Origin of the sequence: Paracoccus marinaquae, assembly GCF_018860165.1 — a bacterium.
In the GTDB taxonomy this organism is placed as follows: domain Bacteria; phylum Pseudomonadota; class Alphaproteobacteria; order Rhodobacterales; family Rhodobacteraceae; genus Paracoccus; species Paracoccus marinaquae.
Genome location: NZ_JAHKNG010000026.1, coordinates 36,311 through 50,341, shown reverse-complemented (window position 1 = coordinate 50,341; position 14,031 = coordinate 36,311). Strand labels below are relative to the sequence as shown.

The 14,031-nt window shown below is 67.3% G+C and carries 14 protein-coding genes; 7 read left to right on the top strand and 7 right to left on the bottom strand.

Annotation, left to right across the window (positions count from 1 at the left end):
* Nucleotides 1–337 precede the first annotated feature (337 nt).
* The 4 genes from msrQ to KNW02_RS13965 all read right to left on the bottom strand — a co-directional run bounded on the left by msrQ (nucleotide 338) and on the right by KNW02_RS13965 (nucleotide 4,602).
* The gene (msrQ, locus tag KNW02_RS13980) at nucleotides 338–973 is read right to left on the bottom strand and encodes a protein-methionine-sulfoxide reductase heme-binding subunit MsrQ (RefSeq protein WP_216033899.1); all 636 of its coding nucleotides are present in this window, start codon (nucleotides 971–973) and stop codon (nucleotides 338–340) included.
* Entirely contained in the window at nucleotides 973–1,869 is an 897-nt protein-coding gene (gene msrP / locus KNW02_RS13975; RefSeq protein WP_216033898.1) for a protein-methionine-sulfoxide reductase catalytic subunit MsrP, read from the bottom strand. Before msrP ends, msrQ begins: the two co-directional genes overlap by 1 nt.
* Nucleotides 1,870–2,275: 406 nt before the next feature.
* Nucleotides 2,276–4,309, bottom strand: a complete 2,034-nt coding sequence (gene recQ / locus KNW02_RS13970; RefSeq protein WP_216033897.1) for a DNA helicase RecQ — start codon at nucleotides 4,307–4,309, stop codon at nucleotides 2,276–2,278.
* Nucleotides 4,309–4,602: a YggT family protein gene (locus tag KNW02_RS13965; protein WP_216033896.1), complete on the bottom strand. Its 294-nt coding sequence runs from the start codon at nucleotides 4,600–4,602 to the stop codon at nucleotides 4,309–4,311. Before KNW02_RS13965 ends, recQ begins: the two co-directional genes overlap by 1 nt.
* 130 nt (nucleotides 4,603–4,732) lie before the next feature.
* On the opposite strand from KNW02_RS13965, the gene KNW02_RS13960 reads away from it, so the two are divergent.
* From KNW02_RS13960 to KNW02_RS13940, 5 genes are all read left to right on the top strand, one after another.
* Nucleotides 4,733–5,293, top strand: a complete 561-nt coding sequence (locus tag KNW02_RS13960; protein ID WP_216033895.1) for an acyl-CoA thioesterase — start codon at nucleotides 4,733–4,735, stop codon at nucleotides 5,291–5,293.
* 47 nt (nucleotides 5,294–5,340) lie between these two features.
* On the top strand, nucleotides 5,341–6,711 hold the full coding sequence (locus KNW02_RS13955; protein ID WP_216033894.1) for an MFS transporter: 1,371 nt from the start codon (nucleotides 5,341–5,343) through the stop codon (nucleotides 6,709–6,711).
* Nucleotides 6,708–7,571 (top strand): penicillin-insensitive murein endopeptidase, encoded by an 864-nt coding sequence (mepA, locus tag KNW02_RS13950; protein WP_216033893.1) that lies wholly within the window; start codon nucleotides 6,708–6,710, stop codon nucleotides 7,569–7,571. The genes KNW02_RS13955 and mepA overlap by 4 nt, the downstream gene beginning before the upstream one ends.
* A complete protein-coding gene (locus KNW02_RS13945) occupies nucleotides 7,544–8,455 on the top strand; it encodes an esterase-like activity of phytase family protein (RefSeq protein ID WP_216033892.1) in 912 nt (303 codons plus the stop codon). The genes mepA and KNW02_RS13945 overlap by 28 nt, the downstream gene beginning before the upstream one ends.
* Nucleotides 8,456–8,657: 202 nt before the next feature.
* Nucleotides 8,658–9,260: a queuosine precursor transporter gene (locus KNW02_RS13940; protein WP_216033891.1), complete on the top strand. Its 603-nt coding sequence runs from the start codon at nucleotides 8,658–8,660 to the stop codon at nucleotides 9,258–9,260.
* A gap of 332 nt (nucleotides 9,261–9,592) precedes the next feature.
* Here KNW02_RS13940 and KNW02_RS13935 read toward each other — a convergent pair whose 3' ends face one another.
* Nucleotides 9,593–10,774: an acetyl-CoA C-acyltransferase family protein gene (locus KNW02_RS13935; protein WP_216033890.1), complete on the bottom strand. Its 1,182-nt coding sequence runs from the start codon at nucleotides 10,772–10,774 to the stop codon at nucleotides 9,593–9,595.
* Between the two features lie 176 nt (nucleotides 10,775–10,950).
* On the opposite strand from KNW02_RS13935, the gene KNW02_RS13930 reads away from it, so the two are divergent.
* Together KNW02_RS13930 and KNW02_RS13925 are read left to right on the top strand one after the other, a co-directional pair.
* Nucleotides 10,951–12,216, top strand: a complete 1,266-nt coding sequence (locus KNW02_RS13930; RefSeq protein ID WP_216033889.1) for a glycosyltransferase family 4 protein — start codon at nucleotides 10,951–10,953, stop codon at nucleotides 12,214–12,216.
* Nucleotides 12,213–12,578, top strand: coding sequence for a winged helix-turn-helix domain-containing protein (locus tag KNW02_RS13925; RefSeq protein ID WP_216033888.1), 366 nt, complete (start codon nucleotides 12,213–12,215; stop codon nucleotides 12,576–12,578). Before KNW02_RS13930 ends, KNW02_RS13925 begins: the two co-directional genes overlap by 4 nt.
* Nucleotides 12,579–12,640: 62 nt before the next feature.
* Here KNW02_RS13925 and KNW02_RS13920 read toward each other — a convergent pair whose 3' ends face one another.
* Nucleotides 12,641–12,841, bottom strand: a complete 201-nt coding sequence (locus tag KNW02_RS13920) for a hypothetical protein (protein ID WP_216033887.1) — start codon at nucleotides 12,839–12,841, stop codon at nucleotides 12,641–12,643.
* 356 nt (nucleotides 12,842–13,197) lie between these two features.
* The gene (locus KNW02_RS13915) at nucleotides 13,198–13,959 is read right to left on the bottom strand and encodes a DeoR/GlpR family DNA-binding transcription regulator (protein WP_216033886.1); all 762 of its coding nucleotides are present in this window, start codon (nucleotides 13,957–13,959) and stop codon (nucleotides 13,198–13,200) included.
* Nucleotides 13,960–14,031 lie beyond the last annotated feature (72 nt).

Genomic DNA, 14,031 nt, shown 5'->3' with positions numbered 1-14,031 from the left:
AGCTGACACCTGGATCATCGGGAAACCCCTACCAGGCCGATATGCAAACTCCTCAGTCGAAAAACGACCAAACCGCCCGCATATCCCTTCATTCAATCCAATAATGTCAAAAAGCAAAGGAAACAAATACAACCGGAGCGCCAATCTCTTAGCGCTTGATCCAGCCGCTTGCTTCCTGATTTCTTCCGAAGTTTCAGCCCGTTGGCCTTCGCTCCGTCCCGTTCCTGCGTTCCCGCCGTCTCGGTGAGCGGGTATTTACGGACCGGCGCCGGGACCCGCAAGAGGGATTCGACAAGAATCTTCGCGGAATTGCCGTTTTTATCTTAACAGACTGATTTCACGCCATTTCTTTTCCAGAGCCGCGCAACCCTCCGCGGCGCAGGGGGCGCGGGACCGCCAGCCGCAGCGCCAGAAGCGCCAGAATCACGGCCAGCCACAGCAACGGTTCGACCGGAAACGTCTTCAGCGACCAGATCCAGTGCAGCGCCACCAGCGGTGCCGCGAGATAGACAAGCCGGTGCAGGCGCCGCCAGGCCTGCGCGCCCATGCGCCGCAGGGACAGGTTGTTCGAACTCAGCGCCAGCGGCAGCAGCAGCAGGAACGCGGTCATGCCGAACAGCAGATAGGGGCGCTTGACGATATCCTTGGCCATCTGCGCCCAGAGGAACCCCATATCCATGCTGAGCCAGGCCAGCACATGCAGCACGGCATAGGTGAAGCACAAAAGCCCGAGCGCCCGGCGGAACCGCATCAGGCTGATGCGCGAGAGGCGCAGAAGCGGCGTCACGCCGAGACTGGCGATCAGGAAATACAGCGCGGTCCGTCCAAGCCGGAACTCGATGTCGCGGACGGGATCGATTCCCAGCCCGCCGGTGAAGGTGTCCCAGACCAGCAGCGCCAGCGGAATGAGACCGCCCAGCCAGACCGCCCAGACCGGCAGGCGGCGCAACCTGTCGTTCAGCCAGCGGACCATCAGTAGTTCTTCGCCAGATCCATGCCGGCGTAAAGCGAGGCCACCTGATCGCCATAGCCGTTGAACCTGACCGTCTCCTGCCGGCCGCCGAACAGCCCGGCGCCGATCCGGCGTTCGGTCGCCTGGCTCCAGCGGGGGTGATCGACCTCGGGGTTCACATTGGCAAAGAAGCCGTATTCCGAAGGCTGCATCTTCTGCCAGGTGCAGACCGGCTGATTGTCGGTCAGGGTGATCTTCACCACCGACTTGATCGATTTGAAGCCATATTTCCATGGCACCACCAGCCGGATCGGGGCGCCGTTCTGATTGGGCAGCGGATCGGAATAGAGGCCGGTCGCCAGAATCGTCAGCGGGTGCATGGCCTCGTCCAGCCGCAGCCCCTCGCGATAGGGCCAGTCGAGAATCGGGTAGCGCTGGCCGCGCATCTCGTCGGGGCGATAGAGCGTCTCGAAGGCGACGTATTTCGCGCCGGGCTGCACCCCGGCCTTCTGCAGGACCGAGGCCAGCGGCACGCCGATCCAGGGAATCACCATCGACCAGGCCTCGACGCAGCGCAGCCGGTAGATGCGTTCCTCGAGCGCGTTCTCGGGGGCGATATCCTCGACGCCATAGCTGCCGGGACGCTCGACCAGGCCGCCGATCTCGACCGACCAGGGATCGGTGGTCATGTTGGCGGCATGGCGCGCGGGATCCTCCTTGGCCGTGCCGAATTCGTAGAAGTTGTTGTAATTGGTGATTTCTTCAAAACTGTTGGGCGGCTGATCGGTGGACAGGGACGAGGGCGCCCCGGTCAGGGCCAGCGCGGGTGAGGCCGCCAGCGCCGCACCGGCCGCGAGGAAGCCGCGGCGGTTCAGCCGGGCGGATAGCGGGGTGACGTCGGACCATGTCAGTTTCATCTTCTCTCTCCGATGGTTCTTTCCCGGCGGCCGATGCGGACCCATCATCGCACAGACCGGGTGCGGGCGGCCGAATTGCGTATCACATTCCTATTACCCTTCGTCCCGGCGTGGCCGGGCGTTACAGGTGCGGCCGATGACATGCCCGTGATCGCGCCCCTCATGCCGCAGGTCGAGGGCGAGGCGGGGGCCGCGCAACGGGCGCGGGTTGCCTGTTGCGGGGATTTTCGGGCGGAGCGCGGAAGGCCCAGCAAATGCTGGGCACAGCCGATCTCAGGGCATACACCGGGCGGGCACAGGATGTGCACAGGCCGTACACAGCTTGCGCACGGTGGCCGTTGCATCGGGGAAGTCCTGCTGACCGGAATCGGCCCGACCCGACGGCCGCGCCGGCGCGCAGCCCGGATCAGGCCCCGTTGATTTCCTGCAGGAAGGCCGCGCCGAAACGGTCGAGGCGGGGCGCGTCGAGGTGGCGCGACAGGGCCGAGCGATCGGCGGGACGGGCCTCGGCGATGCGGCGGATCTGTGCGGTCGAGCAGGAGAGCGGCTTTTCGGTGCCGTCCTCGCCGCGCATCAGCCGGGTCTGGGTCTCGGCCAGCCGGTCGAACAACGCACCTTCCGGGCGGCCGGCCAACGCCCGGCGATGCGGGTGCATGTCGGGCTGGTCGCCGGCGATCACCGAAAGGAAGTCGCGGCCATAGCTTTCCAGCTTTTTCGCGCCGACGCCGCTGACCTGCGCCATCTGGTCCAGCGTCTGCGGCCGGCGGCCGGCCATCTCGATCAGGGTGCGGTCGGGGAAGATGACATAGGCGGGCACGCGGGCGGCCTCGGCCAGCGCCCGGCGTTTCGCCTTCAGGGCCGAGAACAGCGGCTCGTCCTCATCGGGCACCTGCGCGCGGACGACATTGCCGGCCCTGGCGCGCATGGCGGTGTCATGGCGCAGGGTGACGCGGTCCTCGCCGCGCAGGATCGGGTGGGCGGCATCGGTCAGGTGCAGCGCGCCGTGGCGTTCGGGATCGGGACGGCAGAGATCGAGCCCCATCATCTGCCGGAAGATCGCCTGCCACTGGCTGCGGCTGAAGTCCTGCCCGACGCCGAAGGTCGGCAGGCGGTCATGGCCGCGCTCGCGCACCTTGGCGGTGGCGCTGCCGGTCAGGATGTCGATCAGGTGGCCGCTGCCGAACCATTCGCCCGTGCGCAGCATCGCCGACAGCGCCTTGCGCACGGCCTCGGTGCCGTCGAACAGCTGCGGCGGGCTCTGGCAGAGGTCGCAATTGCCGCAATCCCCGGACATCTCCTCGCCGAAATAGGCCAGCAGTCGGCGGCGGCGGCAGCCGGTCGCCTCGGCCAGACCCAGAAGCGCGTTCAGCCGCGCGTGATCGGCCCCCTTGCGGGCGGCGTCGGCCAGCCCCTCGTCGATCTGGGTCCGGCGCAGGCGGATGTCGTCGGGGCCGTAAAGCGTCAGCGTCTCTGCCGGATCGCCGTCGCGGCCGGCGCGGCCGATCTCCTGATAATAGGCCTCGATGGATTTCGGCAGGTCGGCATGGGCGACCCAGCGGATATCGGGCTTGTCGATGCCCATGCCGAAGGCCACCGTCGCCACCACGATCAGCCCGTCCTCGCGCTGGAACCGGGCCTCGACCTCGCGGCGCGGCTCGGCCTCCATGCCGCCGTGATAGGCGACGGCGGAATGGCCGGCCTCGTTCAGCGCGGCCGCCAATGTCTCGGTCCGGGCGCGGCTGCCGCAATAGATGATGCCCGACTGGCCGCGGCGGGCGGCGACGAAATCCATCAACTGCCGGCGCGGGCTGTCCTTGGGCTGGAAGGCCAGCCGGATATTCGGGCGATCGAAGCCGCGCAGGAAGGTCATCGGCTCGCGCCCGTCGAACAGGCGGGCGACGATCTCGGCCCGGGTCTCGGCGTCGGCGGTGGCGGTAAAGGCGGCCAGCGGCACGTCCAGGGCGCGCTTCAATTCGCCGATACGCAGATAGTCGGGGCGGAAGTCATGGCCCCACTGGCTGACGCAATGCGCCTCGTCCACGGCGATGGCGGTGACGCCGGCGCGGCGCAGAAGGTTCACCGTACCGCCCGAGGCCAGCCGTTCGGGCGCCATGTAGAGAAGTTTCAGCCCGCCCTGCCCCAGCGCCTGAAAGACCTGATCGGTCTCGTCCTGGGTATTGCCGCTGGTCAGCGCGCCGGCGGCCACGCCCGCCTCGCGCAGCGCCCGGACCTGATCGCGCATCAGCGCGATCAGCGGCGAGATGACCACGGTCACGCCCTCGCGCATCAGCGCCGGAAGCTGATAGCAGAGCGACTTGCCGCCGCCGGTGGGCATGATCGCCAGCACGTCCCGGCCTTGGGCGACCGTCTCGACGATCTGTTGCTGGCCGGGGCGGAAACCGTCGAAGCCCCAGACCTGTCGCAGCAGATCCGCCGGCATCACATCCCGTAGAAGAAGCCGGCGTTGTTGGCCAGGGCGCGTTGCAGGATGATGATGATGATGAACACGACCAGCGGCGCCAGATCCAGCCCGCCGGTATTGGGCAGGATATTGCGGATCGGCCGGTACAGCGGCTCGAGCATCCGGTTCAGCCCGTCCCAGAGCTGCGCGACCAGCGGCTGGCGCAGGTTCAGCACCTGGAAATTGATCAGCCAGGACATGATGATATGGACGATCATGATGAACCACACCACCTGCAGGATCAGTTGCAGGGCTTCGTACAGCGTTCCCATCTTGGCCTCTTCGCAGCGATTGGCCCTTGTATGGCGGCGGGCGCGGCGGGGCGCAAGCCGATTGCCGCAGCGTCCGGGTTGACGCGAAGGGCAACAGCGTTCAGCCAGGGCGCAACAGAAGGGGAATGCCATGTATCCGCTGATCCGCTTTGCCAAGGAAATGATCAAGTTCCGCAACGCGCCCCGACTGGGCCTTCTGGACGCGCATGTCTCGACCCATATGTGCTGGCCCTGGGATCTGGATCCCTGGATCGAGCTGAACAACGGCCGCACCCTGACCCTGTTCGATCTGGGCCGGCTGCCGCTGGCGCATCGCACCGGGCTGATCCCGGTGCTGCGGCAGAACGGCTGGGGGATCACCGTCGCCGGCAACTCGACCCGATATCGCCGCCGGATCCGGGCGTTCGAGCGGTTCACCATGGTCTCGCGCATGGTCGGCTGGGACCAGCGCTTCATCTATATGGACCAGTCGATGTGGAAGGGGCGGGACTGCTGCAATCAGGTGATGATCCGCTCGGCCGTCACCTCGGCGCAGGGCATCGTCGCGCCGGCGACGCTGGCACAGGCCCTGGGCCATTCCGGGGTCAGCCCGGCGCTGCCCGGCTGGGTCGGATCGTGGATCGAGGCCGACGCTACCCGGCCATGGCCGCCGGAAATCCCCGACGCGGCAAGAGGACGCTTGCCAGCCTGACCGCCCTTGGGCCTTATGGGCCAAAACGCGACAGGAAGGGGCAGCATATGGATCGCAGGCGGATCTGGGGCTGGTGGTTCTTCGACTGGGCCAGCCAGCCCTATCACACGCTGCTGCTGACCTTCATCTTCTCGGTCTATTTCGCCGAGGTGGCCAAACGCCATTTCATCGCCATCGGCGACGGCGTCTCGCTGGCCGGCGCGCATGCGCAGAGCCTGTGGGGTTACGGGCTGTCGGTCAGCGGTATCGTCATCGCCCTGCTGGCGCCGGTGCTGGGGGCGGTCGCCGATACCTCGGGGCGGCGGATGCCCTGGGTCTGGCTGTTCTCGGGCCTCTATGTCATCGGCGCGGCCGGGCTGTGGCTGCTGATGCCGCAGCAGCCGGCGCTGATCCAGGCGGTGGTGCTGTTCGGGATCGGCCTGATCGGCGTCGAGTTCGCGGCGATCTTCACCAATGCCATGCTGCCCGGCCTCGCCCCGCGCGACGAGATCGGGCGGCTGTCCGGCTCGGGCTATGCCTTCGGCTATCTGGGCGGCGTCGCCGCGCTGGCGATCATGCTGGCGCTGTTTCAGGAAACGCCCAGCGGCCGCACGCTGATCGGGATCGAGCCGCTGTTCGGCCTCGATCCGGCCGAGCGCGAGGGCACCCGCTTTGTCGGCCCCTTCGTGGCGATCTGGTACGCGGTCTTCATGATTCCCTTCTTCCTGTGGGTGAAGGAGGCGCCGGGGCCGCGCCGGCCGATCCGGCCGGGCGTGGCGATGCGCGACCTCTGGGCGCTGATCCGCAGCCTGCGGCATCGCCCGAGCCTCGCCAGCTGGCTGGTCTCGTCGATGCTGTCGCGCGACGCGCTGAACGCGCTTTACGGCTTTGGCGGCGTCTATGCCGGCACCGTCCTCGGCTGGCCGGTCTTTCTGGCCGGGGTCTTCGGCGTCATCAGCGCCATCTCGGCCGCGATCATCAGCTGGATCGGCGGGCGCGCGGACCGGTGCTGGGGGCCGCGGCCGGTGATCATCGCCTGCATCCTGGTGCTGATCGCGGTCTGCGTGACCCTGGTCGGCATGGATCCGGCGACCCTGTTCGGCATCGCCATGCCCGAGGCGCCGCTGCTGGGATCGCTGCGGCTGCCGGATCTGGTCTTCTTCTTCTGCGGCGCGCTGATCGGCGGCGCCGGCGGCGCCCTGCAGGCGGCCAGCCGCACGATGATGGTCCGCCACACGACCGAGGAGCGCGCCACCGAAGGCTTCGGCCTCTATGCGCTGTCGGGCAAGGCCACGGCCTTCCTCGCCCCGTTCCTGATCGCCGTGGTCACCGGCTGGACCGGAAACCAGCGCATCGGCATCTCGCCGCTGATCGCGCTGTTTCTTCTGGCACTGGTTCTGCTAGTCTGGGTCCGACCCGAAGGAGAGGCAAAGCAGTGATCCGCAACATCCTGACCGCCGCCGCCCTGATCCTGGGGCTGGCTTCGCCCGCGCTGTCCGAACCCCTGGCCAAGGATGTGTTCGGCGGATTCCGAAGCGCCTCGCAGGGGCCCGCCGTCTCGATCGGCTTCTATTCCAAGGGCTGCGGGCAGGGCTTCGTGCAACTGCCCGAATCCGGCCCAAGCTGGCAGGCGATGCGGCTGTCGCGCAACCGCAACTGGGGCCACCCGCAGATGATCGACTTTCTGGTCGGGCTGTCGCAGGCGGCGCAGCGGGCCGGCTGGAAGGGGCTTTATATCGGCGATATCAGCCAGCCACGCGGCGGGCCGATGATCTCGGGCCATGCCAGCCATCAGCTGGGGCTGGACGCGGATATCTGGATGCTGCCGCCCGCATCGCTGAACCTGTCGCCGTCGCAGCGCGAGAATATCTCGTCGGTATCGGCGGTGGCGCGCGGCGGCACGGCGCTGTCGGGCAATTACAATCCGGGCCATATGGCGATCCTGCGCGCCGCCGCCCGCGATCCGCGGGTCGAGCGGGTCTTTACCGACCCGGTGGTCAAGCTGGCCATGTGCCAGACCGAGACCGGCGACCGCAGCTGGCTGCGCAAGGTCCGGCCCCTGAACGCGCATGACTATCATTTCCACGTCCGGCTGGCCTGCCCGAAGGGATCGATCTGCAGCACCCAGGACGCGCCGCCGCAGGGCGATGGCTGTGCCGAGGCGGCCGAATGGATCCGGAACCGGATGGATCCTAGCCGCGTCAAGCCCGCCCCGCCCGATCCGAATTACCGCCATCCGCGCAGCTATCGGCTGAGCGAACTGCCCGCGCAATGCCGAACCGTCGCCGCCGCGCCCTGAGCGCGGCCCTCGCGGTCTTCATGTCGGCCGCCCTGATCTCGGCCGCCGGCGGCCCCGCCCCGGCGGCGACGCTGGACTATGTCGGCACCTATGTCTGGCATGGCGGCGAGGCCAGTTTCGGCGGCTTTTCCGGCATCGAGATCAGCCCGGACGGCAGCGGCTTCCATGTCCTCAGCGACCGGGCCTGGCTTTACTGGGGCAGCATCGAGCGCGACCCGCAGGGCGTGATTCGCGGCATGAGCATCGCCGGGCGGGCGCATCTGCGCGACGGCAAGGGTGTGCCGTTGAAGCCGGGCTATCTGGGCGACAGCGAAGGACTGGCGATCGGCGGGGACGGCCGCATCTGGGTCAGCTTCGAGGGGCTTGACCGGCTGGCCGCCTATGACGACCCCGATGCCGCCGCGATCCGCCAGCCGCGGCCGCCGGATCTGCCGGGGATGCGGGTCAATGCCGGGCTGGAGGCCCTGGCGATTCGCCGCGACGGCGGCCTGATCGCCCTGCCCGAGCGGTCGGGCGGCGAGGCCCGGCCGTTTCCGGTCCTGCAGTTTTCCGAGGGCGAATGGCGCCGGCTCACCGAGATTCGCCGCGACCCGCGCTGGCTGCCGGTCGGCGCCGATCTCGGCCCCGACGGGTTCTTCTATCTGCTGGAGCGCGATTTTCGCGGCGTCCTGGGCTTTGCCTCGCGCGTCCGGCGCATGCGGCTGACCGAGGACGGGCCGCGCGACGAGGAGATCCTGCTGGAGAGCCAGCCGCTGCAATATGACAATCTGGAAGGGCTGGCGGTCTGGCATGACGGTCAGGGGATCCGCCTGACCATGGTGTCGGACGACAATTTCCTGATCCTGCAGCGCACCGAACTGGTCGAATACCGGCTGCGCGACTGAGCGCGGCCGGGAAAAAGGGGGCTCGCCGCCCCCTCTTGGCCTACGGCCAATTCACCCCGCAGGTATTTGCAAAGAGCGCGAGAGGCCCCGGAAGACAGGGCGCGGCGATTGACAACGCCCCCCTGCAGCGCGTATCCGCGCGCTGTTCCGCCCGTCGGCGGGGCCGAGTTGTTCCGCGACCTTGTAAAACGGAAAAAATCTTATGATCCGCTATCTGCCCGGCATTCTTGCCATGGCCGCCATCGTGGTGGCATCGAACATCCTCGTGCAGTTCGTCATCGGCGATTGGCTGACATGGGGCGCCTTCACCTATCCGCTTGCCTTCCTTGTCACCGACGTGATGAACCGCGTCTATGGCGCGGCCCCGGCGCGCCGGGTGGTGCTGTCGGGCTTTGTCGTCGGGGTCCTGTGCTCGCTGGTCGCGGCCGGCCTCGACAAGACCACGCTGCGCATCGCCATCGGCTCGGGCACGGCCTTCCTGGTCGCCCAGATGCTGGATGTGGCGATCTTCGACATGCTGCGCAAGGCCCGCTGGTGGGTGGCGCCGCTGGCCTCGACGCTGGTCGGCTCGGTGGTCGACACGCTGCTGTTCTTCGGCATCGCCTTCTCGGCCAGCCTGCCCGTGGACGCCAATACAGGCTGGGCGAATGAAGCCGTGCCGCTGCTTGGCGCCGGCCCGGAGATGGCCTTGTGGATGTCCCTGGCAATGGCCGACTGGCTGGTCAAGCTGGGTCTGGCCCTACTTGCCCTTGTGCCTTTCCGCCTCATTGTCCGCAATTTGTTGCGGGTTCGGCGCGAAATCTGATTGACAGATTTCGGATCTGTGGCACCCTTTCAATACAACGGCAACTTATTGAAAGGAGGTGGTCCAGTGTCGAGAGTGATATTGGAGAGAGGTGTCGGAACAGTCAGGGGGGCCGTGGCCTGAGGGCAGCCCCAAGGGTCGTAAACCCTGATTGGGACCGGACGGATCCTATCCATCCCTAACCGGACCATCTCCGTGGATCTCGCGGGCCGCCCTGATCTGAGGCGGCCCGTTCCATTTCGGGGCGAGCGGCCCTCACGACGCCGGATCCCGCATGGCAAGGCCGCCCGAAGGCGGCCTTCTTGCTGCGTTTCCGGCTGGGCCGGGGTGCGTCAGATACGCTGGATCGCGAGGGCGATGCCCTGCCCGCCGCCGATGCACATGGTGATCAGCGCGGTGCGGCCGCCGGTCCGCTCGAGCTCGTAGAGCGCCTTGACGGTCAGGATCGCCCCGGTCGCGCCGACCGGGTGGCCGAGCGCGATGGCGCCGCCGTTCGGGTTCACCTTCGCCGGATCAAGGCCGAGCGCCTTGCTGACCGCCAGCGCCTGCGAGGCGAAGGCCTCGTTCGATTCGATCACGTCGAAATCGCCCACCGAAAGGCCGGTGCGCTTCATCAGCGCCTCGACCGCCGGGATCGGGCCGATGCCCATCACCTCGGGGCGCACGCCCGCGACCGCGTAGCCGAGGATGCGGGCGCGCGGGGTCAGGCCGGCCTTCTCGGCCGCGTCGGCGCGCGCCAGAACCAGGGCTGCGGCGCCGTCATTGATGCCGCTGGCATTGCCCGCAGTCACCGAGCCGCCCTTCTGGAACACCGCCTTCAGCCCGGCGAGCTTGTCCAGCGTCGTCTCCTTCGGGTGTTCGTCGGTGTCGAAGGCGACCGGGCCCTTGCGCGACTTGACCTCGATCGGCACGATCTGATCCCTGAAATGCCCGGCCGCGATCGCCGCCGCCGCGCGTTTCTGCGATTCCAGCGCGAATTCGTCCTGCGCCTCGCGGCTGATGTCATGTTCGGCCGCGACATTCTCGGCGGTGACGCCCATATGGCCGGTGCCCATCGGGCAGGTCAGCGCGCCGACCATCATGTCCAGCATCTGCTGGTCGCCCATCTTCGCGCCGAATCGGGCCGAGGGCACGATATAGGGCGCGCGGCTCATGCTTTCGGCGCCGCCCGCGACGGCGAAATCGGCATCCCCCAGCAGCAGCGCCTGGGTGGCCGAGACGACCGCCTGCGCGCCCGAGCCGCACAGCCGGTTCACGTTCATCGCCGGCGTGGTATGCGGCACGCCGGCCTGCAGCATCGCCGCGCGGCTGAGATAGGCGTCGCGCGGCTGGGTGTTGATGACATGGCCGAAGACCACCTGCCCGACCTGATCGGGCGCGATGTCGGCGCGTTCGATCGCGGCCCTGGTGACGGCGGTCGCGAGATCGATCGGCGGAATGGCAGCCAGGCTGCCGCCGAATGTGCCGATCGCGCTGCGCGCGCCCGACAGAATGACGATTTGGGTATCAGACATGGCGGCTTCCTCCAGCAGCAAATCCGAGGGAAGCATAGCCGGTGGCGACCGCACCGCAAGTTCCGGCTGAAGTGACGCAGCGAAGCGACCCGGAAAATTGCGGCGTGGCAGGAAATCGCCTATCTTGCGCCGCAGGCGCGGAAATTCCGGTCAGGCCGTCACAGAGAAGGAAACCGATGAGCGACCATTTCGCGGCCTGCCGTGCCATGATGTCCGACCGCACCTATCTGCTCAGTTCGCTGGTGCCGTTCCGCCGCGATGCGGGCGGCAGGGTCTGGATCGGGGACCGCTGGCATCGTGACCTGATGACGCATCTGGCCTATCTGCCGAACATGCTGATCCTTGCCGTCGAGGTGGACGATCTGGGCGATGAGCATCAGTTTCCGGTCGAACCAGACCCCGGCCAGAGCATCGATTTCATCACCACGGGTCCGGTCATGACCAGCCGCCGCCAGGTGCCGCGCCATGCGCCGGGCATGATTCGCGCCATGCGGCAGGGGCTGGCGCAGGCCGATGTGGTCCATAGCGGCGTGGCCGGCTGGCCGGTGCCGCCGGGCGTGTTTCTGAACCCGATGACGCTGCGCCGTGGCCTGCCCTTGGTGATCAATATCGAGGGCGCGTTCTGGCGCGTTCCGGAAGGAACCGAGGCCAGTGCGCGACGCCGGGCCGAGGCCGCACTGACCGAACGCTTTGCCCGCTGGAGCTGTGCCCGGGCGCGGCTTGCCGTCTATACCCACCGCTCTTATGCCGAATCCCTGCCGGTCGGCCCCGACGGGATCTCGGCAGTGACCCCGGCCTCGTGGATACGTCAGGAGGATGTCGTGTCCGAGGCCGAGTTGCAGCAGAGCTGGGACGAAAAGTCCGCCGATCTGCGGCTTCTTCTCGCCTCGCGGCTGGCGGTGCAGAAGGGTACCGATGTCGTGCTCGAGGCGTTGAAAGCCCTTGAGGCCGATGGCATCGCGGCACGGCTGGACATCATCGGGAAGGGGACCATGGAGGCGGAGTTGGCCGAATTCGCCGCCCATGCCCGCCATGTCCGCGTGAACATGCTGCGCGAGGTGGCCTATGCCACCGAGTTCCTGCCATTGCTGCGCGGCTATCACGCCGTGCTGGTGCCTACAACGAATGACGAGCAGCCGCGGATCATTCTGGACGCCTTCTCGCAGGGCGTGCCGGTCATCGCCTCGGATACGCCGGGCAACCGCGAGGTGGCGGCGAACGGCGTGAATGCGGTCTTCGTGCCCCGCGGCGATGCGGCGGCGCTGGCGCGCTGCATCTCGGACCCGGCGCTTACGCCCGCGCGCCTGCGCGGTCTTGCCGGGGCCGCGCGCGTGCAGGCCGAAAGCTGTACCCATGAAATGATGCACCAGCGGCGCGCCGGCCTGCTGGTGCGGGCGCTGGACGGGCGAATGCCGCGCCGTGCGAAAGGATCGGGCCAATGAATCATTCAACCCCGCGCATCAAGCTGCGGCTGGAATATGACGCACCTCTGGTACTGGGTCCGGGCAAGGCCGAACTGCTGACCCTGATCGACCGGCTCGGCTCGATCAGTGCGGCCGGGCGCGAGATGGGGATGAGCTACAAGCGGGCCTGGTCACTGGTCGAGGAGATGAACGCGGCCTTCGCCACACCGCTGGTCGACAGCAGCCGCGGCGGGCCGGGCGGAGGCGGTGCGACCGTGACGGCGACCGGCCACGAGGTCCTGACCCGTTTCCGGCGACTGGAACAGTTGCTGGCAACGCGCGGCGCGGACGAGATCGCGGCGCTTGCGACCCTGCTGAAGCCGCCCGCCGCGCCAAAGTGAGATCGGCGCCGCCGTGGTGAGCCCGGCGGCGCCCTCCGCCTTGATGCCGATTCTGGGGGGTATCAAAGCGGAACGTTGTCCAGCAGCAGATCTTCCTCGTCGTCCTCGTCTGCACCGACCTTGGTCGTGACGGCACCCGTCGGACCGGCCATCGTGATGAGTTGGCGCAGCCGGGTCAGCGCATCGGTCTGATCCCGGCGGTCAGCTTCCCGGAGGTGAGTCGCAAGTGTGGTCAGCGTATCTTCCAAGTTCGTCTGGGTCATGGCAGCCCCGCCTTCTGACGTGAGAATATAGGAATGCGCCGCCGAAGACGCAGGCCAGAATGAGGAGACGGGCGGCGCAAGTGCGGATAACGAAAGCAAACTCGTGATACGAGTAACGGCGTCGTGGTTAGGTTCACGCGGCGCAGCTTCCTCCCCGGCCTTCCAGCGCCACGCGACTGTTGCAATTAAGCAGTCGCGTACCGGGACCATCCCGGACAAGTTGATCATATCACAAAAGACCGCCTGCGGGGCATCTGAATGCACCGTTCCGGCAATTCAGACGATATGTCGCAGGCACGGAGGTGAACCCGCGCAGGCGGCGCCGGCCCGGACCCGGCTTTCCGGCAGGGCGCCCTTCAGCCGGCCACGATCACCCGTGTCCCCCATTCGACGCATCGCTGCATCAGCGAACTCAGCAGGGGCTTGTCCACGAAGACCGAATCCAGATCCCCGATCGAGATGATGCGGATCGGCGCCGAACGTTCCAGCTTGCTGACATCGGTGACCAGATAGGTCTTGCGCGCCAGCCCGGCGATGGCCCGGCTGACCCGCACCTCGGCCATGTCGAAATCCAGCAGATCGCCATCGGCATCCAGCGCCGATGTGCCGATGATGGCGTAATCGGGCTTGAACTGGGCCATGAACTCGGTGGTCAGGTCGCCCACCAGCCCGCCATCCGAACGCCGCAGCGCCCCGCCCGCCACCATGATCTCGCAGGATTCGTTGGCGACGAGGATATTGGCCACGTTCATGTTGTTGGTGATGACGGTCAGGTTGCGGTGGCTCAGCAACTCGCGCGCCACCGCCTCGGTCGTGGTGCCGAGATTGATGACGATGCTGCAATTGTCGGGGATCTGGGCGGCGCAGGCCCGGGCGATGGCGGCCTTGGCCTCGTCATTCATGCGCCGTCGTTCCTCGTAGCCGATATTGCTGACGCCCGAGCGCATCACCGCGCCGCCATGGACGCGGTCCAGCATGCCCTGATCGGCCAGTTCGCCCAGATCGCGGCGGATGGTCTGCAAGGTCACCTCGAATCGCCCGGCCAGATCCTCGACGCCGACCCGGCCCGTGGCCCGCGCCAGATCCAGGATTTCCATCTGGCGGATGTTCAATGCCATGAACGGCCCCCTTCCCACATGCCCTTACGGAAACGCCATGCGCGGCTTTTGTCAATTCGAATATAAACGCGC